Here is a 19108-nt window from a genome sequence, read left to right as displayed (position 1 = left end):
GTTCGGGCTCAGCCCTTCTTCAGGTGGCGGCGGCCGAGCAGTTCGGCGATCTGCACTGCGTTTAGCGCCGCGCCCTTGCGCAGATTATCGCTGACGCACCACAGGTTCAGGCCATTTTCGACCGTCGGGTCCTCGCGGACGCGGCTGACGAAGGTCGCGAAGTCACCCACGCATTCGACGGGGGTGATGTAACCGCCATCTTCGCGCTTGTCGTGGAGGACGACGCCGGGAGCTTCGCGCAGGATGCGCTGCGCATCCTCGGCCGACAATTCACGCTCCATCTCGATGTTGATCGCTTCCGAATGGCCGACAAAGACGGGGACGCGGACGCAGGTCGCGGTGACCTTGATCTTCGGATCGAGGATCTTCTTGGTCTCGACGACCATCTTCCACTCTTCCTTGGTCGAACCATCGTCGAGGAAGCTGTCGATGTGCGGGATGACGTTGAAGGCGATCTGCTTGGTGAACTTCTGGACATCCTTTTCGTCGCCGACGAAAATCTGGCGCGTCTGGTTCCACAGCTCGTCCATGCCCGCCTTGCCCGCGCCCGAAACCGACTGATAGGTTGAGACGACAACGCGCGTGATCTTGGCGGCATCGTGGAGCGGCTTCAACGCGACGACCATCTGCGCGGTCGAGCAGTTCGGATTGGCGATGATGTTGCGCTTCGTATAGCCGTCGATCGCGTCGGGGTTCACCTCGGGCACGATCAGCGGCACGTCGGGGTCCATGCGATAGAGCGACGAGTTGTCGATCACGACGCAGCCCGCAGCAGCAGCCTTCGGCGCGTGGATCGCAGTCGCTTCGCTGCCGATCGCGAAAATCGCCATGTCCCAGCCAGCCCAGTCGAAATTATCGATATTCTGGCATTTGGCGGTGCGGCCGGTGTCACCGATTTCGATATCAAGTCCCTGGCTGCGCGACGAGGCGACAACCGCCAGTTCGTCGATCGGGAATTCGCGCTCGGCGAGAATGGCGAGCACTTCGCGCCCGACATTGCCCGTGGCCCCGGCGACAACGATACGATAACCCATTTACTCACTCCTCAGCGTAGAAACCGTGATTGAAAAACGAAGATCAGACCTTCCAGCGAAAATGGCCGGTCAGCCTGTGGTCGAACAGCGCATCCTCTTCGCGCGCTCCCGCCCCGATATTGTGGATGACGAGCGGCACGCCCGCGGCACTTTTGCGGTCGGACACGATGCCGGTGTGCGGGAGGCGCCCGCCAACCAGCGAGGTAAAAACATCGCCCGGGCGCCAGTCGGCGGCATCGGTTGTGACGGCCAGCGCCGCGCCCTGACGCTTCCAGTAGGCCGCGAGATTGGGCACGCGCCGGTGGTCGATATTGCGGTCGGGGCGGCGCAGCCCCCAGTTTTTCGGATAGGCCCCGAAGTTGGCGCGCATGTCGGCATTTACAAGGGCCTGAAGGTCGGCGCCCATCGCATCGCGATAGGCGCGGATCAGGACATCGGTGCACACGCCCTTGGCGCGGTCGACGTCGCCGCCCGGAAAGGACAGCACACTATAAGCAGGATCATAGGCTCGCGTGACACCGACCTGCCGCCGCGCCGCCGCGACCAGTCGCTGCGCGTCGGTCGCAGCCATCGCCGTGCCCGACATGCCAAACGCCAGCGCGGCGCCAATGAAGGCGCGCCGTGTCGGCTGAAATGGCACTCGCTGCTGCATGATTTGCTTTGCCCATAAAAAACGACCGGCTCTGCCTGTTGGCGGAACCGGTCGTTTTGGAAAGCTGTTTCGGCTTTGGGGGAGAGTAGCTCTCCTTAGCCTTCGCTCTTGGCTTCCGACCGGTTGTCGCGGCGCTCCGCAATACGTGCCGATTTACCAGTGCGTCCACGCAGATAGTAAAGCTTCGCACGACGGACAGCGCCCTTACGGACGACGGTAATCGAATCGATGTTTGGCGAGTAAAGCGGAAAAACGCGCTCGACACCTTCGCCGAACGACATTTTGCGCACGGTGAAGTTGGAGCCCATGCCCTTGTTCGAACGTGCGATGCACACGCCTTCGAAATTCTGCACGCGGGTGCGTTCGCCTTCAACGACCTTCACGCCGACCTTCAGCGTATCGCCGGGACGGAACGTCGGGATCGTCTTGCCAGCCTTGGCGATTTCTTCGGCTTCGATCGTCTGGATGAGGTTCATGTCCTCTAGTCCTTTTCTTTTCGCCGCGCGCCAGAGGCAGGTCGGGCCCGAGCATCGATATGACGCTCCCAAAGGTCCGGCCTGCGTAACCGTGTATGATCTTCCGCCTGTTGTTTCCGCCAGGCTGCGATCTTCGCATGATCCCCCGATCGCAGCACTTCGGGGATCGTGCGCCCTTCCCACATAGCGGGCCGGGTATAGTGCGGATATTCGAGCAAACCGTTTTCGAACGATTCGTCGTCACCGCTAGAAGCCGCGCCCATTACGCCGGGAAGCAAGCGAATGCAAGCGTCGAGCAGCAACAGCGCCCCCATCTCGCCGCCCGACAGGATGATGTCGCCCATCGAGACCTGTTCGATATCGCGCGCCTCGAAAATGCGTTCGTCGAATCCCTCGAAGCGCCCGCACAGGATGATCGCGCCAGGACCGGCAGAAAGATCGCGTACGCGGGCCTGCGTGACCGGCGTGCCGCGCGGCGTCATCGCGAGGATCGGCAGGTCGGGATTCGCCGCGGAGGCATGATCGATCGCGCTCGCCAGCACATCGGCCTTCAGCACCATCCCTGCGCCGCCGCCAGCAGGTGTATCGTCAACGGTGCGGTGCCTGTCGGTCGCAAAGTCGCGAATCTGCACCGGCGCGCAGGCCCATGTCCCGCTTTCGAGCGCACGGCCCGCCATGCTGTGCCCCAGCGGACCAGGGAACATGTCGGGGTAAAGGGTGAGCGGGACGGCGGTGAAGGTCATGGCAGCGGCGTCCATAGCGCCTCGGGGAGCAAGTGGCGATCCTTCTCCATTTCGGCGTGCAACCATTCGCGGAAGCGCTCGATCTTGCGCACCCCGACGCGGTTCTCGCGGTGGACGAGATAGTGCGCCGTCCCCGGCTGGTAGAGCGTCTCGAAGGGCTGAACCAGTCGCCCGGCATCGAGCTCGGCCCGCCAGAGCAACGGCGTCATCAGCGCAATGCCGTATCCGTTCTGCACTGCGCTCGCCTCCTGTAGCTGGCTATCGAGTTCGATGCCGCGGCGTTGTTGCGGCGGGACGGTGCCAACGCCCGCGGCGGCGAACCAGCCCGCCCACCAAGGGTCGTTGGGCGCCAGCCGGTCGACACGGAGCAGGTCGGCGGGCGCCTCGATGCGGTTCACCTCCAGAAACGCGGGCGCGCAGATCGGTGTGATATGGCTGCGGTAGAGAAAGTCGGTGCGCAGGCCGGGCCAGAACCCGCGGCCCACGCGGATCGCGACGTCGACGTTGGTGGCGTCGAAATCGACCAGTTCGTTGTTCAGCAACATGCGCACGGCAAGGTCAGGATAGGCAAGCTGGAAGCCGCCTATGCGCGCGCTGAGCCAGGTGCCGCCAAAGGTCGTCATCGCGCTGATCGTCAGCACATCGGCCTCGTCGCTGCCGAGCGCGGCGAAAGCATCGCCCATCGAGGCAAAGGCGTTGCTGATCGCGGGAAGCAGACGCTGTCCGGTTTCGGATAGCCGAACGCGGCCCTTTTCGCGCACGAAGAGCGCGCGGCCGAGCCGATCCTCCAATTGGCGAATCTGATAACTGACCGCCGCCTGCGTCAGCCCCAGCTCCTCGGCTGCGCGCGAGAAATTCTGCAGTCGACCGGCGGCTTCAAAGGTTCGTACGGCGGCAAGGGGCGGGAGTCTGGCCATACGACCTTATAAGTCAGGCTTATAATATGGTCTACGGCTTTTGTTGGCAGCGCAGCGCATGGACAGGCATATTCTCCTCATCAAGCGAAAGGAGATGAACGATGAAAGACGAGCAGTTCATGCGCGCCTGGAATGAAGGTCATGACCATTTCAGCGCCGACATCACCCGCGGGCTCAAATGGCTCGCGACCCCCTTCCGGCACCTCGGCGAATGGATCGCAGTGCCGAGCGCCCCGGGCGAGGACAGCGCCTTCACCCGCGTCGCGGCGCGCTGCGGCGTGGCGCCCCGGCGGGCGCGATAAAGATACCCTGCCCCCCCAAGGTCCAGGGCGAAAACGGGGTGAAGCCGTCCCCCGCAAAGGCTTCACCCCGTAAACGCTAAGGCGTTTCGGGCGGCACGACGCGGAGCCGTAGCGCCTGGATCGTGGCGGGCGTCGTCGGTGCGAGCAGCAGCACCCCGTCGAGCTTGCCCTTCTCGCAATCGAGGCGGAAGGAAGTCGACATCGCACCCGTCAGCGCAAGCGGTTCGGCATTCGGGCACGCGCCCACTTCGGCCTTCAGCTTCGCAAACTCCGCTGCCCAGTTTTCGGCCGAGCGGTCGAGCAGGAAGTTCATCGCGAGCTTGCCCCTGAGCGCGCCAAGGTTGCCCGCCGCATAAGCCTCCCTTGCCACCGCGAACAACTCCGAAACCGCAGGCGACACCGGCATGGCGCGTGCATCGAGCAACCCGGCCCTGTCCATCGCAACCGCCGCATCCCATGCCGGCGCCGACGGGCCAGCATAGGTGCGGTTCGCCAGCGCAAACACCCCGACGCCATGGTCGGGCATCAGCATCACATGGCTGCCGTATCCCGGATAGCCACCGCCATGCGCGAGCGTCAGACCAAGGTCGCAATCCTGTGCGACACGCCAGCCCATGCCATAGGCGGCGGCTTGCTTGCACGCGGTCGCGCCGCTGGCGCCGATGCGGTTCGCCACCGCCACGAAATTGAGCCCCTGCGCCATTTCGCGCACTGTCGCGCGCTTGACCGGGCCATTGTCGACATCGTCGCGCGGCGGCCACGCCGAGAGCAGGAAGGCGACCCATTTGGCATAGTCGTTGGCGCTTACCTGCAACCCGCCCATGCTGTTGAACGCGCCGTCGATCATCTCGGGCTCTGCCGACCAACGCTCATTCTCCCAGCGATAGCCGAGCGCGTAGCGCGCCTTGGGCGCGTTCGGCGCATCAAAGCCGCTGCTCGTCATGCCGAGCGGGGTCAGGATCCTCTTTTGAACATAGGCGGTGTAGGCCATGCCCGATGCGTTGGCGACGATCCGGCCGAGCAGCGCATAGCCGAAGTTCGAATATTCATGCTGGCTCTGGGGCACGCGGCTGAACGGCACGCCCGCCGCGATCATCCGCGTAAAATCCTCTTGCGGCAGCACCTGTTGCCGGTCGCCCCACGGATCGTCGGTAACGAGACCGCCGACATGCTGGAGAAGATCGCGGACCCGTATGCGCGGACTGTCCCTGGTCGGATAGGTCCAGCCCTTCATCTCGGGAACATATTGTTCGGCAAGATCGTCGAGGCGCAGCCTGCCCTCGTCGCGCAGGTTCAGGATCGACAGCGCGGTGAAGGCCTTGGTCATCGAGGCGATGCGGAACAGGCTGTCGGCGGTGACCGGACGTTTAGCGGTCAGGTCTTGAACGCCGCCCCCCTTCACATAAGCGAGCTTGCCGTCCTTGACGACGCCATAGACCATGCCTGGCACATGCGCGTCGGCCTGATATTTCGCGAACAGCGCATCAATTTCGGGGGTGAGTTGGTCGAGGGTCTTCGGCGCGCCATCCTGCGCCAAGGCCGGAAGCGGTGCCGCGAGCACCAATGCAAAGGCCAATCCCGATTTCCAGCGCATATCATTCCCCTGTGACGACAGGGGGCGACGCTATCAGCGCGGTCAGGCCTCGGCAACAAAGGCGGCGTTGATCACCACCTGCTCGCCCCATTCGGGAACGGCGCTGGCATTCATCGGCACCATGAAACGCTTGCCGTTGGGTCGCTGAATTTCGAGGATGTCGCCAGCGCCGAAATTGTCGATCGCGACGACCTCGCCCACCGCTTCGCCATCGGTCGAGACGCAAGCAAGGCCGAGCAAATCGTGGTGATAATATTCGCCCTCGCCGAGCGGCGGCAGCGCCGAACGCGGGACGGTCAGCAGAGTGCCGCGAAGCGCCTCGGCGGCGCTGCGGTCGGTGACTTCGGCGAAGGTCGCGACGGCGCCCTGATTCGCCGGGCGCACCGATTTCAACGTCAAGCGCCGGTCGCCCGCGTCGAATGTGGAAAAGGCGCGGAGAGACTCCGCGCCTTCACCGAATAATTTGAGACGCACCTCGCCCCGCACCCCGTGCGCGCCAGCAATGGCAGCCAGAGTGACGGGGCGCGATGCGAGGGCCAAGGCGCTTAGCCCTCGGCCTTTTCTTCGCCAGCTTCAGCCGCCGGAGCTTCTTCAGCAACGGGGCCGCCTTCGGCAACTTCCTCGGCGATTGCGGTCGCGTCGGCAGGGGTTGCTTCGGCCGGAACTTCGTCAGCCACCGCTTCGGCAACGGCTTCGGTGGTTTCTTCGCTCTTCACCGAACCGGTTGCGTCCGATTCAGCGGCCTCAGGAGCAGCAGCTTCTTCAGCGGCAGGTGCTTCTTCAGCAACAACTTCGGGTTCCGGCGCCGGAGCCGCAGCAGCAGCGGCTGCAGCTTCTGCCGCGTCAGCAATCTTCTGCGCCTTTTCTTCAGCGCGTTCCTTGGCCTTTTCGCCCGGGACTGCCTTGTTCGGGTTGTTGCGCACGGCGCGTTCCTTGACACCAGCGGCGTCGAGGAAGCGGGCGACGCGGTCGCTCGGCTGCGCGCCGACGCTCAGCCAATGCTTCGCACGGTCCGCGTCGAGCTTGATGCGCTCGGGATTATCCTTGGCGAGCAGCGGGTTGTAGCTGCCGATACGCTCAATGAAGCGGCCGTCACGCGGAGCGCGCGAATCGGCAACGACGATCTTGTAGTAAGGGCGCTTCTTGGAGCCGCCGCGCGAAAGGCGAATAGAGGTAGCCATGATATTGTCCTTCAGGTTTGAAATTTAGTATTTGGTCGAATTATTTCTTTTTATTCATCAGGCTGGCGAGTTCGGGAGGAATTCCTCCACCACCACCAAGGCCGGGAAGCCCGCCAAGGCCGCCGGCACCGCCGCCGCCCATTCCGGGAATGCCGCCGCCCTTGCCGAACAGCGCGCCGAGCCCCTTGAGCCCGCCCATTTTGCGGATCTTCTTCATCGCGCCGGCCATTTCCTGATGCATCTTCAGCACCCGGTTGACCTGTTGCACCGTCGTGCCCGAACCATTGGCGATGCGGATCTTGCGCTTCGCGGTCAGAATTTCGGGCTTCGCGCGCTCTTTGGGAGTCATCGACCCCATGATCGCGTCGAAATGGATGAGCATCTTGTCGTCGGCACCGCCCTGCGCCATCGCGACCTGCGCCTTTTTCATGCCGGGGATCATCCCCGCCAGCGCGCCGAGGCCGCCCATGCGGCGCATCTGATTGAGCTGGGTGCGCAGATCGTTGAGGTCGAAGAGGCCCTTCGCCATCTTCGCCGCCATCGCCTCGGCCTCTTCAGCCTGGATCGTTTCGGCGGCACGTTCGACGAGGCTGACGACGTCGCCCATACCGAGGATGCGGCCCGCGATGCGCGACGGCTGGAAGAGCTCGAGCCCGTCGAGCTTTTCGCCCGTGCCCGCGAACTTGATCGGCTTGCCGGTGACCGCGCGCATCGACAGCGCGGCACCTCCGCGCGCGTCGCCATCCATGCGGGTGAGGACAACGCCGGTCAGCGGGACCTGATCGGTGAAGCGCTGCGCGACCTGCACCGCGTCCTGCCCGGTCAGACTGTCGACGACGAGCAGGGTTTCGGCCGGATTGGCGGTCCGGGACACCGCCTGCATCTCGTCCATCAACTGCTGGTCGACGTGGAGGCGACCGGCGGTGTCGAGCATCAGGACATCATAGCCCTGAAGCTTGGCCGCCTGCATAGCGCGCTGTGCAATTTCGACCGGCTGCTGCCCCGCAACGATCGGCAGCGTCGCGACGTCGATCTGCGCGCCGAGGACGGCGAGCTGTTCCTGCGCGGCGGGGCGATTGACGTCGAGCGACGCCATCAGCACCTTCTTGCGCTCTTTTTCCTTGAGCCGCTTCGCGATCTTCGCGGTGGTGGTGGTCTTGCCCGAGCCCTGGAGACCGACCATCATGATGACGGCGGGGGGCGCGACGTTCAGATCGAGCTCGGCGGTTTCGGAGCCGAGCATTTCGGTCAGCGCGTCGCTGACGATCTTGACCACCTGCTGCCCCGGGGTAACCGAGCGCAGGACATTGTGGCCGATCGCAAGTTCGGTGACCTGATCGACGAAGCTGCGCACGACGGGCAGCGCGACGTCGGCCTCGAGCAGCGCGATTCGGACCTCGCGCATCGCAGCGCGCACGTCAGCCTCGGTCAGCGCGCCGCGGCCGCGGAGCTTCCCGAAAACATCGCCCAGGCGGGTGCTCAGACTGTCGAACATGGCGCCTTCAAATCCCTTCCTCGCCTCGCAACGCAAAAGACGCCGGTGAGCGAAACCTCGCCAACCAGCGTTATCCGTGGACAGAGTTTTTCCGTCGCGGAGTCGATATGCCCGGACGCAATATGTGCCCGGACGCCGGCTCCCTACACAAAAGCGCACGCAAAGGCAAGGTGTGCCAGCGGCCCTCTGCTTAACGCAAATTTCATCGCTTCGCGTCCAAAAGGCACGCGAGTGTGGGGAAATACTTATGTCAGCAGCGACGACCGAGCCGAAGCCATATGATCGCAGCGAGGGCGCCAAACGCGATGTCATCGCGGGTGGAGTCGTCATTGCGGCGATTCTGTTGTTCGTCGGCACCGGCAGCAAGGTTATGCAGGCCGTGGTCGGCACGCTCATCGGCATCGGCGGCGGCCCCGACAAGGTACTTTCGGCCGCGCTGCTCCTCAACATCGCGCTGATCCTGTTCGGCTGGCGCCGCTACAAGGATCTGAACCGCGAAATCCGCGAGCGCACCGAGGCCGAACAGCGTGCCCGCTATCTGGCCGACACCGACCCCCTGACCGGCTTTCTCAATCGTCGCGCGCTGCTTGCCAGAGGGCAGCGGCTGATCGCCGGCGCGGTCGCCGAGAAGCGCCACGTCGCGCTCTTCCTGCTCGACCTCGACCATTTCAAGACGGTCAACGACATTCACGGCCACGCCGCAGGCGACCGCGTGCTGCACGTCGCGGCCGAGCGCATCTCCGCCATCCTGCCGCCCAGCGCGACCATGGCACGGTTGGGTGGCGACGAATTTGTCGCGATGTTGCCGTTCGAACCCGCAGCACGGCCCGACATCGACGCGCTCGCGACGCAGCTTGTCGCCGCGCTCGAGGATTCGGTCGCGCATGAAGCGCAGCAGATTCGTATCGGCGCGTCGCTCGGCATTTCGCTGGCGACCGACGCGAGCGCGGTGATGGAAACGATGGTCCGCCAGGCCGACATCGCCATGTATCACTGCAAGGACAAAGGACGGAACCGCTACTGCTGGTTCGAACATGGGATGGAAATGGCGGTACAGGTGCGCAACCAGATCGAGACCGGCATTCGCGAAGGCATGCCGCGCGGCGAATTCATCCCCCATTTCGAACCGCAGGTCGATATCGCCAGCGGGCGATTGGTGGGCTTCGAAATGCTGATGCGCTGGGAATCACCCGAATATGGGATGATCCCGCCCGAACGCTTCATCCCGATCGCCGAGGAAAGCGGGCTGATCGGCGAATTGTCATTGCAGGTGATCAAGGAGGCGATGGAAGCCGCCAAGACCTGGGACCCGTCGATCATGCTGGCGGTCAACATCTCGCCGCAGCAGCTGAAAGACCCCTGGTTCAGCCAGAAACTGACCAAATTGCTCGTCGAAACGGGCTTCCCGGCCAGCCAGCTCGAGGTCGAGATCACCGAAAGCTCACTGTTCGAAAATCTGCCGCTTGTCCGTTCGATCGTCACCAGCCTGAAAAATCAGGGCGTCTCGCTCAGCCTCGACGATTTCGGCACCGGCTACAGTTCGCTGTCGCACCTGCGCGCGCTCCCCTTCGACCGGATCAAGATCGATCGCAGCTTCGTCGCGGCAATGCGCGGCAGCCCCGACGCGCTGGCGATCGTCGTCGCCATCGTCCGCCTCGGCGAAAGCCTGTCGATGCCGATCACCGCCGAGGGGGTCGAGGATGAAGCGACCGCGATCGAACTGACGCGGCTCGGCTGCGCCAAAGGCCAGGGCTGGCACTATGGCCGCGCGATGTCGGCGACCGACACCGCGCGCCTGCTCGCCGATCGCGACCTGCTGCGCGCACCATTGCTGCCCGAGGGCGGCGCACCGGCGCCCGACACCGAACCGCTGCGCAAGTCGGCCTGACCGCCACCCGCATCGCTAGACTTCGCGGGCCTGCGCCCTTACATGCGCGGCTATGGCAGATCGCTTCACCAAGATGCACGGGCTGGGCAACGACTTTGTCGTGATCGACGCACGCCTGACACCCGTCGAGATGACCCCGGCGCGCGCGCATGCGATCGCCGACCGCCGCCACGGCATCGGATGCGACCAGCTGGTCCTGCTCGAACCTTCGACCAGCGCCGATGTGAAGATGCGCATCTTCAACGCCGACGGCGGTGAGGTCGAGGCGTGCGGCAATGCGACCCGCTGCGTCGCGACGCTGATCGGCAAGCCTGCAGTGATCGAAACATTGGGCGGCATGCTGCGCGTGACGCCAGCCGACGGCGGTGCCGAAGTGACGCTGGGCGAACCCGTTTTCGACTGGGAGCATATCCCGCTCGCGATGCCGATGGACACGCGCGACATGCCTGTCGCGTGGGACGAGCTGGAACATGGCGCCGCGGTCAATGTCGGCAATCCGCATATCATCTTCTTCGTACCCGAAGCCGACGCCGTCGCGCTCGACGAACTCGGCCCCCGGATCGAAACCGACCCGCTGTTTCCCGAACGGGTGAATGTGAACGTCGCCAGCCTCGACGGCCCCGACCGGCTGCAGCTGCGCGTGTGGGAGCGCGGCGTCGGGCTGACCCAGGCATGCGGCACCGGCGCCTGCGCCACTGCGGTCGCGGCGATTCGCGCCGGCCTTGTGCAATCGCCGGTGACCATCGCGCTGCCCGGGGGCGACCTGATCATCCGCTGGGCCAATGGCGAACCGATCATCATGAGCGGTGCCGCGACCCGCGTCTTTGAGGGCGAGACCGATTGGGCGCAGTTCGGATGAGCGCTGCCGTCACGGGCCAGGTCGAGGTCGTCAATTTCGGATGCCGGTTGAACATCGCCGAGGGCGAAGCGGTGCGTAGCGCTGCGATGCAGGCTGGTGCGCGCGACACAATCATCTTCAACAGCTGCGCGGTCACCGACGAAGCCGTGCGACAGGCACGGCAGGCGGTGCGGCGAAGCCTGCGCGAACGCCCTGATGCGACGGTGGTCGTCACGGGCTGCGCGGCGGAGCTCGAAGCCGAACGCTTTGCCGGGCTTGGCGCGCGCGTGGTCCGGAATGACGCCAAGGGGTTCGCCGCGAGCTATGGCGACGGGCCCGCAGCACCGACCGGCCCGCGGCCTTACGCCCCCGCCCTTTCCGGCGCCGACCATGCCCGCGCCTTCCTCGGCGTCCAGACCGGCTGCTCGCACAGCTGCACCTTTTGCGCGACGGTGATGGCGCGCGGGACGGCGCGGTCGGCAACGGTTGACGCCATCCTCGGCGCCGCGCGCACCGCCCTGACGCGCGGTCAGCGCGAGATCATTCTGACCGGAGTCGACCTCGCCAGCTATGGCGACGACAGCGGCACTACGCTTGCCGCACTCGTCGAGGCGCTGCTCGCGCTGCCCGGCCTCGACCGGCTGCGCCTCTCGTCGCTCGACCCCGACCGCATCGACGATGCGCTGTTCGCACTCCTGACCCAGGAAGCGCGGGTGATGCCGCATGTCCATCTGTCGCTTCAGGCAGGCGACGATATGGTGCTGAAACGCATGAAGCGCCGCCACAGCCGTGCCGACGCGGTCGCGCTGGCCCAGCGGCTCAAGACCGCCCGCCCCCAAATTGCGATCGGGGCCGACCTGATCGCCGGCTTTCCCACCGAGGATGACTGCATGTTCGCCAATTCGCTGGCGCTGATCGACGATTGCGACATCGTCTTTGGCCATATCTTTCCTTACAGCCCGCGCGCCGGGACGCCCGCCGCGCGGATGCCGCAAGTCGGCCGCGCGATATCGCGCGACCGCGCTGCGCAACTACGCGAAGCCAATACGCGCCGCCGCCACGCCTGGCTCGACGCCCAGGCGGGAACGACAGCGAGTATGCTGGTCGAGCGCGACGGCCTGACCGGCCATGCCGAGAATTTTGCGCCCCTCGCGCTGACCACCCCCGCCGAGCCCGGCTGCGTCGTTCGCGTGCAACTGACGGCGCGCGACGGCGACCGTATGATCGCTGCCAAAATCCACAAGGACATCGCGGCATGAGCGGGACAAGCTGGAGCGAACGGCTCTTCGGCGGCCTGAAGCGCACGTCGGAACGGCTGGGCGAAAATCTGGCGGGGCTGACCGGGAAGTCGCGGCTCGACGATGACGATCTCGACCGCATCGAGGAAGCGCTGATCACCGCGGACCTTGGCCCCGCAATGGCCGGGCGTATCCGCGACCGGCTGGCGGCACGGCGCGATGCCGTCGCGAGCGGCGTGGAAGAATTGCGCAAGATCGTCGCCGAGGAGATCGCAACCGTCCTTCGCCCCGTCGCCGAACCGCTCGAGATCGACGCCTTCCCCCGCCCGCAGGTCATTTTGGTGATCGGGGTCAACGGGTCGGGCAAGACCACCACCATCGCCAAGCTCGCGCATCTGTTCCAGGAACAGGATTATGGCGTGATGCTCGTCGCGGGCGACACCTTCCGCGCCGCCGCCATCGGCCAGCTCAAGGTCTGGGCCGAACGGCTGGGCGTGCCGATCATGGCGGGGCCCGAGGGCGGCGATTCGGCGGGCATCGTGTTCGATGCGGTCAAACAGGCAACCGCGACCGGAATCGACGTGCTGATCGTCGACACCGCCGGGCGCCTCCAGAACAAGCGCGAACTGATGGACGAGCTTGCCAAGATCAAGCGCGTCCTCGGCCGCCTTAACCCTGCAGCGCCGCACGATGTCGTGCTGGTGCTCGACGCGACGACCGGACAGAATGCGCTGTCGCAGATCGACGTGTTCCGTGAGGTCGCCGGGGTGACGGGGCTGGTGATGACCAAGCTCGACGGCACCGCGCGCGGCGGCGTCCTCGTCGCCGCAGCCGAACGCCACGCGCTGCCGATCCACGCGATCGGCATCGGCGAAACCATCGACGACCTTCGCCCCTTCGACGCCGACGAAATCGCCGCGATCATTGCAGGAAACATCCGATGAGCGAACCGCTCGACACACTCGATAAATTTGAACAGCTTCCGGGCGGCCCCGAACTCGTCCCCGCGCCGCCGCCCGCCAAACATGGCTGGCTGAATTTCGCGATCGATTTCGGGCCGCTGCTCGTCTTCTTCCTCACCTATAAATTCACCTCGGGCGGCCAGGGTGCGTTCGCCGCGACCACCGGCGCGATCAAAGCCACCGTTGCCTTCATGATCGCGATCGTCGTCGCCATGGCGGTGTCGAAGTGGAAGCTTGGCAAGATTTCGCCGATGCTGTGGCTGTCGGGCGTTCTCGTCATCGGCTTTGGCGCGCTGACCATCTGGTTCCACGACGAACGCTTCATCGTGATGAAGCCGACGATCATTTACGCCGCCTTCGCCATCCTGCTACTCGGCGGCTGGTGGTTCGGGAAACCGATGCTCAAATATCTGCTGCAATCGGCACTCGAGGGCGTCACCGAGCGCGGCTGGCTATTGCTGTCGCGCAACTGGGGGCTGTTCTTTGCCGCGCTCGGCATCGCCAATCACATCATGTATGTGATGATCCAGCGCGGCGATTTCAGCTTCGACACCTGGCTGACGGTCAAGGTGTGGGGTATCACCGCCCTCTCCTTCATCTTCACCCTCACCCAGCTTCCCGTGATGATGAAGAACGGCCTCGCGCTGCCCGAAGATCCCGCGGCCGACAAGCAAGGTTGAGCCATCCCCCCGACGCTGGCATAGCAGGCGTCATCGGCACCGGGTCGCATCCCATGCCGGATCACAAAGGGGGAACTGCAATGGACAAATTTTTCGGAAATCTGCACGCCGTGCTGGGCGCGGGACTGGTGCTCGCGATCATCCTGATGCTGTGCCTCAACGGCCAGAATTTCGAAGATGGCGTCGCCGCCGGCAACGCGATCATGCGCTGGCTGCACACCTTCTTCGGCGTACTGTGGATCGGCCTGCTTTATTATTTCAACTTCGTCCAGATCCCGACGATGCCGAAAATCCCGGCCGAACTGAAACCCGCAGTGGGCAAGCACATCGCGCCGGCCGCGCTTTTCTGGTTCCGCTGGGCAGCGCTGATCACCGTGCTGCTGGGCCTCGCGATCGCCGGCCACGCCAAATATCTGGCGCCCGCGCTGGGGCTGCAAGATCCCTATAAGCTGATCGGCGTCGGCATGTGGCTGGGGCTGATCATGGCGTTCAACGTCTGGTTCGTGATCTGGCCGAACCAGAAGAAGGCGCTGGGCATCGTCGAAGCCGATGATGCGACCAAGGCGAAGGCCGCCAAGACCGCGATGATCTTTTCGCGGACCAACACCCTGCTGTCGATCCCGATGCTCTATGCGATGGTGAACTTCAGCTAAGCTGGCCCAAGGCCAAAAGAAAAGGCGCTCCGGGAAACCGGGGCGCCTTTTCCTTGCCCCCTCCCGCAAGCGGAAGGGGATATCAACTCAGCCGTCAATAGCCGCCTTATGCATCCGGCCGTTCAGCACATAATGCGCCACGCCAACCTGCATCCCCGCGGCCTGCGCATCGTCGATCTCGCGCACGCGGCGCGCGGGCGATCCGGCCCACAGTTCGCGGGTCGGAATCTCCTTGTTCTCGGTGAGCAACGCGCCCGCCGCGAGCATCGCGTCGCTGCCGATCCGGCACCCGTTCATCACCGTCGCCTTCAGCCCGACAAAGGCGCGGTCGTCGAGCACGCAGCCGTGCACCATCGCGAGATGGCCGATCAGCACATCTTCGCCGATGATCGTCGGAAAGCCTTCGGGGCGGTGCGGCATCGGACCGTCGCAATGGACGACGCTGCCGTCCTGGATATTCGACCGCGCCCCGACGACGATCCGGCTGACGTCGGCGCGCAGCACGCAATTATACCAGATGCTGACATCGGGGCCGATCACGACATCGCCGATGATCCGGCACCCCGGCGCGATGAAGGCGCTGGGGTCAATCTGCGGCGTCTTGCCGTTGATGCTGATGATGCTGACGTCGTGATAGGTCATTCGCGATCCCCAATGATATTGCCCCAGTACAGGATAGGCAGGGTCGAGGCATAGTCGTCGGTCCAGCGCTCGAAATGCGCCCGCCCTTCCAGCGGCACCCAGACACCCTGTTCCTGCGAATCCTTGCGCGGCCTGATGCCGCCGGTCAACGCGTCCATGCGCTGCGGCGTCGCGGTCAGCGCGACCCAGTTCGACCCGGTGAGGTCACTGAAATCGTCGCCGGTCGGCGATGGGTCAATGCGGATCGCCGCGCTCCAGCCGCGCGCCTTCGCCTCGGCCGCGAGCACGGGTTCGAGGTCGAAAAAGCGGTTGGAGATATGGATCAGCAATATGCCGCCCGGTTTCAGCGCCCGCGCATAGATGCCGATCGCTTCCTTCGTCAGCAAATGGAGCGGAATGGCGTCGGATGAAAAGGCATCGATGACGAGAATATCGAAACGCCCCTGCGGCTGGTTTGCAACCTGCAGCCGCGCGTCGCCGAGGATGATCGGCGTGTCGCCGGCGCATTCAGACAGGAAAGTGAATTTCGCCGGATCGCGCGCGATATCGACCATCACCGGATCAATCTCGAAAATCGTCCATTTCTGCCCGGGCTTGCGGTAGCAGGCGAGTGTCCCCGCCCCCAGTCCGACGATACCGACCGCCGCATCGGGCCCGGCCAGCGCCTCGGCTTTGTCGAGGGTCAACCCGACCCCCGACTGATGGCCGTAATAGGTCGTCGGCTCCAGCTGCTTCCCGGCCTCGGTGCGCTGCAATCCATGCAGCGTCGTCCCGTGCGCGAGCCGCCGCTGGTGGTGCCCGGGATCGTCAGTGACCGTATAGACGCCGAAATAGCTGCGGACGCGCATGCCGCTAAAGCTTTCCTGCACCGTATCCCAGCCGCCGACACCAAGCATCAGCAGCGCGAAAACCGGTACAAAGGCCCAACGCCAGCCGATGACCAGCAAGCCGATTGCGAAAATGACGATTCCCCACCACTTCACATCGGCCACCACCCCGGTCCAGCCGTCGATCATTTTCCAGCACGCAAAGGCAGCCACCGCGACGAGCAGCGCCGCCGCCCAGCGCGCCGTCTGTGGCTTCAACCCCAGCCACTGGTCCCACGGGAAGAGTGCCGGCAATGGCAGCAGCATCGCCGACCCCAAAACGAGCAGCGGATGTTCGTACACCCAGTCAAAGACCAGCGGCGCAAACAGCGCGGCGAACAGCCCGCCGAGAACCCCGCCCGCCGACATGATGAGGTAAAAAAGCGTCAGATACCGGGGGGCCGGCCGCAGATGGTAAAGATAGCCGTGCAGCGCGGTCGCGACGAGGAACAGCATCGCAAGGCTGGCAAGCGCGATCATCATCGATCCGCCGCCCGAACTCAGCAGCGACAGGCCTCCCACCGACAACAGTCCGGCCGGCGCAACGACGGTGATGGTCTGGACCAGCCGGTCCATGGTTGAAAAGGCAATCACGAAGCTCAGCAAATACAGGCCGAGCGGCAGCACCCAAAGCAGCGGCATCGCGACGATATCGGTGGTGAGATGCGTCGTCGTCGACAGCATCAGCCCCGAGGGCACAGCAGCGATCAGCAGCCAGTGAATCTGGCGCCGCAGCGTCGGGCGCGCCTCGCCGTCCGCTACCGCCTCGGCGCCGGCAGCCTCCCCTCCGGCCCGCCAGCGCGCCGCCGCGCTGATCCCGACCAGAACGACCAGCAACGCATAGCCCGCGGTCCAGCCCCAGCTTTGCGCCGCGAGCGGCAGCGCCGGTTCGACGAGTGCAGGATAGCTGATCAACCCGGCAAAGCTGCCGAGGTTCGACGCCGCATAAAGAATGTAGGGATCGCCCGCGCGCGCGTCGGCGGCGAACCACCGCTGCATCAGCGGCGCCTGCGCCGCGACGACAAAAAAGACCGGGCCGATCGACGCGATCAGGAGCAGCGGCACCCACAAAGCCTCTTGCCCCGGTGCGGGCGGCGCGATGTTGGCGATGCCGATCGGCAGCCACAGCGCCGCAGCGACGAGCAGCGCAACGTGGATCCCCGCCTGGCGCCGTATCTGAAAACGCCCGAGCCAATGGGCATAGGCATAGCCGCCGAGCAGCAGCGCCTGATAGACCAGCATCGCGCTGTTCCACACCGCGGGCGCGCCGCCCAGTTTGGGCAGCACCATCCGCGCCACCATCGGCTGGACGAGGAAAAGCAGGAAGCTGCCGACGAGGATCGTCAGGACGAACAGCCAGCGGCGCGGCGAAGCAGAAGCGGTCATGCGGTTTCCCATGCCAAGCGTGATAAGGAATAGGTTACGTGCGGGCGCAGCGGATCGCCCTCGGCAAGCTTCGGATGATCGAAGTCGAGCTCTGCGCGATACTGCATGCCGAGCCGCTCCATCACTGCGCGGCTGCGGACATTGTCCTGCCAGGTGATCGCCCGGATTTCCTCGTCGGGCAGGTTCGCGAAAACCCACGCGGCCGCACCGCGCGCCGCCTCGCTGGCGAAGCCCGCGCCCCAGCAGTCGCGCGCCAGCCGCCAGCCGATCTCGACCTTGTCCGCGACAGGTGCCATGTCGCCGCGAATCACCCCGCACCAGCCGATCAGCCGCGCGTCGCTCTGGCGTTCGAGTGCCCAGAAGCAATGGCCATGCTCGGCCTCATGCCCGCGCATCCACGCGATCCGCGCGGCGGTTGCTTCCATATCGAGCGGCGGACCGAGGGTCGCCATGACCTCCGGGTCGCTGCAGATCGCCTGAAAAGGCGCAACATCGTCGTCGCGCCACGATCGCATGGCCAGCCGTTCAGTCCTGATCATCCGGCGAGAAGTCGAGCCGCGTGGAGCGCATGATAGCTCAGTACGCCCGACGCTCCGGCCCTGCGAAAAGCGAGCAGGGTTTCGAGGACGAGCGCGTCGCGGTCGCCCGCGCCCGCCGCCGCTGCGGCCTCGATCATCGCATATTCGCCCGACACCTGATAGGCATAGACGGGCACCGCGAAATTCGCCTTCACCGCGGCGACGATGTCGAGATAGGGCAGGCCCGGCTTCACCATCACGCTGTCGGCACCTTCAGCCAGATCCTGCGCAACTTCGCGCAGCGCCTCTTCGGCGTTGGCGGGGTCCATCTGATAGGTTTTCTTGTCGCCCTTGAGCAGCCCGCGCGAGCCGACGGCATCGCGGAACGGGCCATAAAAGGCCGAGGCATATTTGGCGGCATAGCTCATGATCTGGACATGGCCGAAGCCTTCGGCCTCCAGCGCCTGCCGAATCGCACCGATGCGGCCGTCCATCATGTCGCTGGGCGCGATGATGTCAGCCCCTGCCCGCGCCTGATTGAGCGCCTGCCCGACCAGCACCGCGACCGTCTCGTCGTTGAGGACATAACCCGCATCGTCGATCAGCCCGTCCTGCCCGTGGCTGGTATAGGGGTCGAGCGCGACGTCGGTGAGAACGCCGATATCGTCGCCCAGCGCATCCTTGATCGCGGCGACCGCACGGCACATCAGATTATCGGGGTTGAGCGCCTCGGCGCCGTCAGGGCTGCGCCGGTCGGGCTCAGTATAGGGAAAGAGCGCGAGGCAGGGAATTCCAGCCGCAACGGCGTCCTTCGCACGATCGACGATCCGGTCGACCGACCAGCGCGACACGCCGGGCAGGCTGGCGATCGGCTCCTCGGTCCCCGAACCGGGACAGACGAACAGCGGCCAGATCAGGTTCGCGGGCGAAAGCTGGGTTTCGCGCACCATCGCGCGGCTCCAGCCGGTACGACGGGTGCGGCGGAGGCGCAGGTCGGGGAAAGCGGCATGAGTCATGCGGCGTGCATAGCCGCGCTGGGCTGT

The 19108-nt window shown here is 65.0% G+C and carries 19 protein-coding genes and 1 pseudogene; 7 read left to right on the top strand and 13 right to left on the bottom strand.

Annotation, left to right across the window (positions count from 1 at the left end; all coding sequences use genetic code 11):
- Nucleotides 1-8 precede the first annotated feature (8 nt).
- The 5 genes from AC1RRJ_RS13955 to AC1RRJ_RS13935 all read right to left on the bottom strand — a co-directional run bounded on the left by AC1RRJ_RS13955 (nucleotide 9) and on the right by AC1RRJ_RS13935 (nucleotide 3822).
- Nucleotides 9-1034 (bottom strand): aspartate-semialdehyde dehydrogenase, encoded by a 1026-nt coding sequence (locus AC1RRJ_RS13955; protein ID WP_493123672.1) that lies wholly within the window; start codon nucleotides 1032-1034, stop codon nucleotides 9-11.
- A 43-nt stretch (nucleotides 1035-1077) separates the two neighbouring features.
- A complete protein-coding gene (locus AC1RRJ_RS13950) occupies nucleotides 1078-1686 on the bottom strand; it encodes a DUF1287 domain-containing protein (RefSeq protein ID WP_493123671.1) in 609 nt (202 codons plus the stop codon).
- Between the two features lie 95 nt (nucleotides 1687-1781).
- The gene (rplS, locus tag AC1RRJ_RS13945; RefSeq protein WP_493123670.1) at nucleotides 1782-2162 is read right to left on the bottom strand and encodes a 50S ribosomal protein L19; all 381 of its coding nucleotides are present in this window, start codon (nucleotides 2160-2162) and stop codon (nucleotides 1782-1784) included.
- Nucleotides 2163-2167: 5 nt separating this feature from the next.
- Nucleotides 2168-2905 (bottom strand): tRNA (guanosine(37)-N1)-methyltransferase TrmD, encoded by a 738-nt coding sequence (gene trmD / locus AC1RRJ_RS13940; RefSeq protein ID WP_493124143.1) that lies wholly within the window; start codon nucleotides 2903-2905, stop codon nucleotides 2168-2170.
- Nucleotides 2902-3822: a LysR substrate-binding domain-containing protein gene (locus AC1RRJ_RS13935; protein WP_493123669.1), complete on the bottom strand. Its 921-nt coding sequence runs from the start codon at nucleotides 3820-3822 to the stop codon at nucleotides 2902-2904. Before AC1RRJ_RS13935 ends, trmD begins: the two co-directional genes overlap by 4 nt.
- Nucleotides 3823-3923: 101 nt before the next feature.
- Here AC1RRJ_RS13935 and AC1RRJ_RS13930 point away from each other — a divergent pair, with 101 nt between their 5' ends.
- The gene (locus tag AC1RRJ_RS13930; protein ID WP_493123668.1) at nucleotides 3924-4124 is read left to right on the top strand and encodes a hypothetical protein; all 201 of its coding nucleotides are present in this window, start codon (nucleotides 3924-3926) and stop codon (nucleotides 4122-4124) included.
- Between the two features lie 76 nt (nucleotides 4125-4200).
- On the opposite strand, the gene AC1RRJ_RS13925 is transcribed toward AC1RRJ_RS13930, so the two are convergent.
- From AC1RRJ_RS13925 to ffh, 4 genes and pseudogenes are all read right to left on the bottom strand, one after another.
- The gene (locus tag AC1RRJ_RS13925) at nucleotides 4201-5718 is read right to left on the bottom strand and encodes a serine hydrolase domain-containing protein (protein WP_493123667.1); all 1518 of its coding nucleotides are present in this window, start codon (nucleotides 5716-5718) and stop codon (nucleotides 4201-4203) included.
- A 42-nt stretch (nucleotides 5719-5760) separates the two neighbouring features.
- Complete coding sequence (gene rimM, locus AC1RRJ_RS13920) at nucleotides 5761-6258, bottom strand: ribosome maturation factor RimM (RefSeq protein ID WP_493123665.1); 498 nt, start codon at nucleotides 6256-6258, stop codon at nucleotides 5761-5763.
- Between the two features lie 191 nt (nucleotides 6259-6449).
- A pseudogene (gene rpsP, locus AC1RRJ_RS13915) lies at nucleotides 6450-6899 on the bottom strand (30S ribosomal protein S16); the annotation flags it as partial.
- Between the two features lie 40 nt (nucleotides 6900-6939).
- Nucleotides 6940-8394 carry a signal recognition particle protein gene (gene ffh, locus AC1RRJ_RS13910; protein WP_493123663.1) on the bottom strand — a complete coding sequence of 485 codons (1455 nt, stop codon included), beginning with the start codon at nucleotides 8392-8394 and terminating at the stop codon, nucleotides 6940-6942.
- Between the two features lie 247 nt (nucleotides 8395-8641).
- Here ffh and AC1RRJ_RS13905 point away from each other — a divergent pair, with 247 nt between their 5' ends.
- From AC1RRJ_RS13905 to AC1RRJ_RS13880, 6 genes are all read left to right on the top strand, one after another.
- Nucleotides 8642-10282: a putative bifunctional diguanylate cyclase/phosphodiesterase gene (locus tag AC1RRJ_RS13905; protein WP_493123661.1), complete on the top strand. Its 1641-nt coding sequence runs from the start codon at nucleotides 8642-8644 to the stop codon at nucleotides 10280-10282.
- Nucleotides 10283-10334: 52 nt separating this feature from the next.
- Nucleotides 10335-11141, top strand: a complete 807-nt coding sequence (gene dapF, locus AC1RRJ_RS13900) for a diaminopimelate epimerase (RefSeq protein WP_493123659.1) — start codon at nucleotides 10335-10337, stop codon at nucleotides 11139-11141.
- Entirely contained in the window at nucleotides 11138-12379 is a 1242-nt protein-coding gene (locus tag AC1RRJ_RS13895; RefSeq protein ID WP_493123657.1) for a MiaB/RimO family radical SAM methylthiotransferase, read from the top strand. The genes dapF and AC1RRJ_RS13895 overlap by 4 nt, the downstream gene beginning before the upstream one ends.
- Nucleotides 12376-13302, top strand: a complete 927-nt coding sequence (ftsY, locus tag AC1RRJ_RS13890; RefSeq protein ID WP_493123655.1) for a signal recognition particle-docking protein FtsY — start codon at nucleotides 12376-12378, stop codon at nucleotides 13300-13302. The genes AC1RRJ_RS13895 and ftsY overlap by 4 nt, the downstream gene beginning before the upstream one ends.
- A complete protein-coding gene (locus AC1RRJ_RS13885; RefSeq protein ID WP_493123653.1) occupies nucleotides 13299-14000 on the top strand; it encodes an inner membrane-spanning protein YciB in 702 nt (233 codons plus the stop codon). Before ftsY ends, AC1RRJ_RS13885 begins: the two co-directional genes overlap by 4 nt.
- An 80-nt stretch (nucleotides 14001-14080) precedes the next feature.
- Nucleotides 14081-14653: a urate hydroxylase PuuD gene (locus AC1RRJ_RS13880; RefSeq protein WP_493123651.1), complete on the top strand. Its 573-nt coding sequence runs from the start codon at nucleotides 14081-14083 to the stop codon at nucleotides 14651-14653.
- A gap of 87 nt (nucleotides 14654-14740) precedes the next feature.
- On the opposite strand, the gene AC1RRJ_RS13875 is transcribed toward AC1RRJ_RS13880, so the two are convergent.
- The 4 genes from AC1RRJ_RS13875 to hemB are packed head-to-tail and all read right to left on the bottom strand — an operon-like array spanning nucleotide 14741 to nucleotide 19081.
- Entirely contained in the window at nucleotides 14741-15295 is a 555-nt protein-coding gene (locus AC1RRJ_RS13875; protein WP_493123649.1) for a gamma carbonic anhydrase family protein, read from the bottom strand.
- Complete coding sequence (locus AC1RRJ_RS13870; RefSeq protein ID WP_493123647.1) at nucleotides 15292-17547, bottom strand: spermidine synthase; 2256 nt, start codon at nucleotides 17545-17547, stop codon at nucleotides 15292-15294. The genes AC1RRJ_RS13875 and AC1RRJ_RS13870 overlap by 4 nt, the downstream gene beginning before the upstream one ends.
- Nucleotides 17544-18086: a GNAT family N-acetyltransferase gene (locus AC1RRJ_RS13865; protein ID WP_493123645.1), complete on the bottom strand. Its 543-nt coding sequence runs from the start codon at nucleotides 18084-18086 to the stop codon at nucleotides 17544-17546. The genes AC1RRJ_RS13870 and AC1RRJ_RS13865 overlap by 4 nt, the downstream gene beginning before the upstream one ends.
- Nucleotides 18083-19081, bottom strand: a complete 999-nt coding sequence (gene hemB / locus AC1RRJ_RS13860; RefSeq protein WP_493123643.1) for a porphobilinogen synthase — start codon at nucleotides 19079-19081, stop codon at nucleotides 18083-18085. The genes AC1RRJ_RS13865 and hemB overlap by 4 nt, the downstream gene beginning before the upstream one ends.
- Nucleotides 19082-19108: the final 27 nt, after the last annotated feature.

The sequence above is a fragment of the Sphingopyxis sp. GW821-FHT12C06 genome (assembly GCF_058807415.1).
This window is presented reverse-complemented; position numbering and strand designations above follow the sequence as displayed.

Coding starts and splice junctions, on each gene's coding strand:
- AC1RRJ_RS13955 (WP_493123672.1), bottom strand. CDS start 1,034: ATGGGTTATCGTATCGTTGTCGCCGGGGCCACGGGCAATGTCGGGCGC.
- AC1RRJ_RS13950 (WP_493123671.1), bottom strand. CDS start 1,686: ATGCAGCAGCGAGTGCCATTTCAGCCGACACGGCGCGCCTTCATTGGC.
- rplS (WP_493123670.1), bottom strand. CDS start 2,162: ATGAACCTCATCCAGACGATCGAAGCCGAAGAAATCGCCAAGGCTGGC.
- trmD (WP_493124143.1), bottom strand. CDS start 2,905: ATGACCTTCACCGCCGTCCCGCTCACCCTTTACCCCGACATGTTCCCT.
- AC1RRJ_RS13935 (WP_493123669.1), bottom strand. CDS start 3,822: ATGGCCAGACTCCCGCCCCTTGCCGCCGTACGAACCTTTGAAGCCGCC.
- AC1RRJ_RS13930 (WP_493123668.1), top strand. CDS start 3,924: ATGAAAGACGAGCAGTTCATGCGCGCCTGGAATGAAGGTCATGACCAT.
- AC1RRJ_RS13925 (WP_493123667.1), bottom strand. CDS start 5,718: ATGCGCTGGAAATCGGGATTGGCCTTTGCATTGGTGCTCGCGGCACCG.
- ffh (WP_493123663.1), bottom strand. CDS start 8,394: ATGTTCGACAGTCTGAGCACCCGCCTGGGCGATGTTTTCGGGAAGCTC.
- AC1RRJ_RS13905 (WP_493123661.1), top strand. CDS start 8,642: ATGTCAGCAGCGACGACCGAGCCGAAGCCATATGATCGCAGCGAGGGC.
- dapF (WP_493123659.1), top strand. CDS start 10,335: ATGGCAGATCGCTTCACCAAGATGCACGGGCTGGGCAACGACTTTGTC.
- AC1RRJ_RS13895 (WP_493123657.1), top strand. CDS start 11,138: ATGAGCGCTGCCGTCACGGGCCAGGTCGAGGTCGTCAATTTCGGATGC.
- ftsY (WP_493123655.1), top strand. CDS start 12,376: ATGAGCGGGACAAGCTGGAGCGAACGGCTCTTCGGCGGCCTGAAGCGC.
- AC1RRJ_RS13885 (WP_493123653.1), top strand. CDS start 13,299: ATGAGCGAACCGCTCGACACACTCGATAAATTTGAACAGCTTCCGGGC.
- AC1RRJ_RS13880 (WP_493123651.1), top strand. CDS start 14,081: ATGGACAAATTTTTCGGAAATCTGCACGCCGTGCTGGGCGCGGGACTG.
- AC1RRJ_RS13875 (WP_493123649.1), bottom strand. CDS start 15,295: ATGACCTATCACGACGTCAGCATCATCAGCATCAACGGCAAGACGCCG.
- AC1RRJ_RS13870 (WP_493123647.1), bottom strand. CDS start 17,547: ATGACCGCTTCTGCTTCGCCGCGCCGCTGGCTGTTCGTCCTGACGATC.
- AC1RRJ_RS13865 (WP_493123645.1), bottom strand. CDS start 18,086: ATGATCAGGACTGAACGGCTGGCCATGCGATCGTGGCGCGACGACGAT.
- hemB (WP_493123643.1), bottom strand. CDS start 19,081: ATGACTCATGCCGCTTTCCCCGACCTGCGCCTCCGCCGCACCCGTCGT.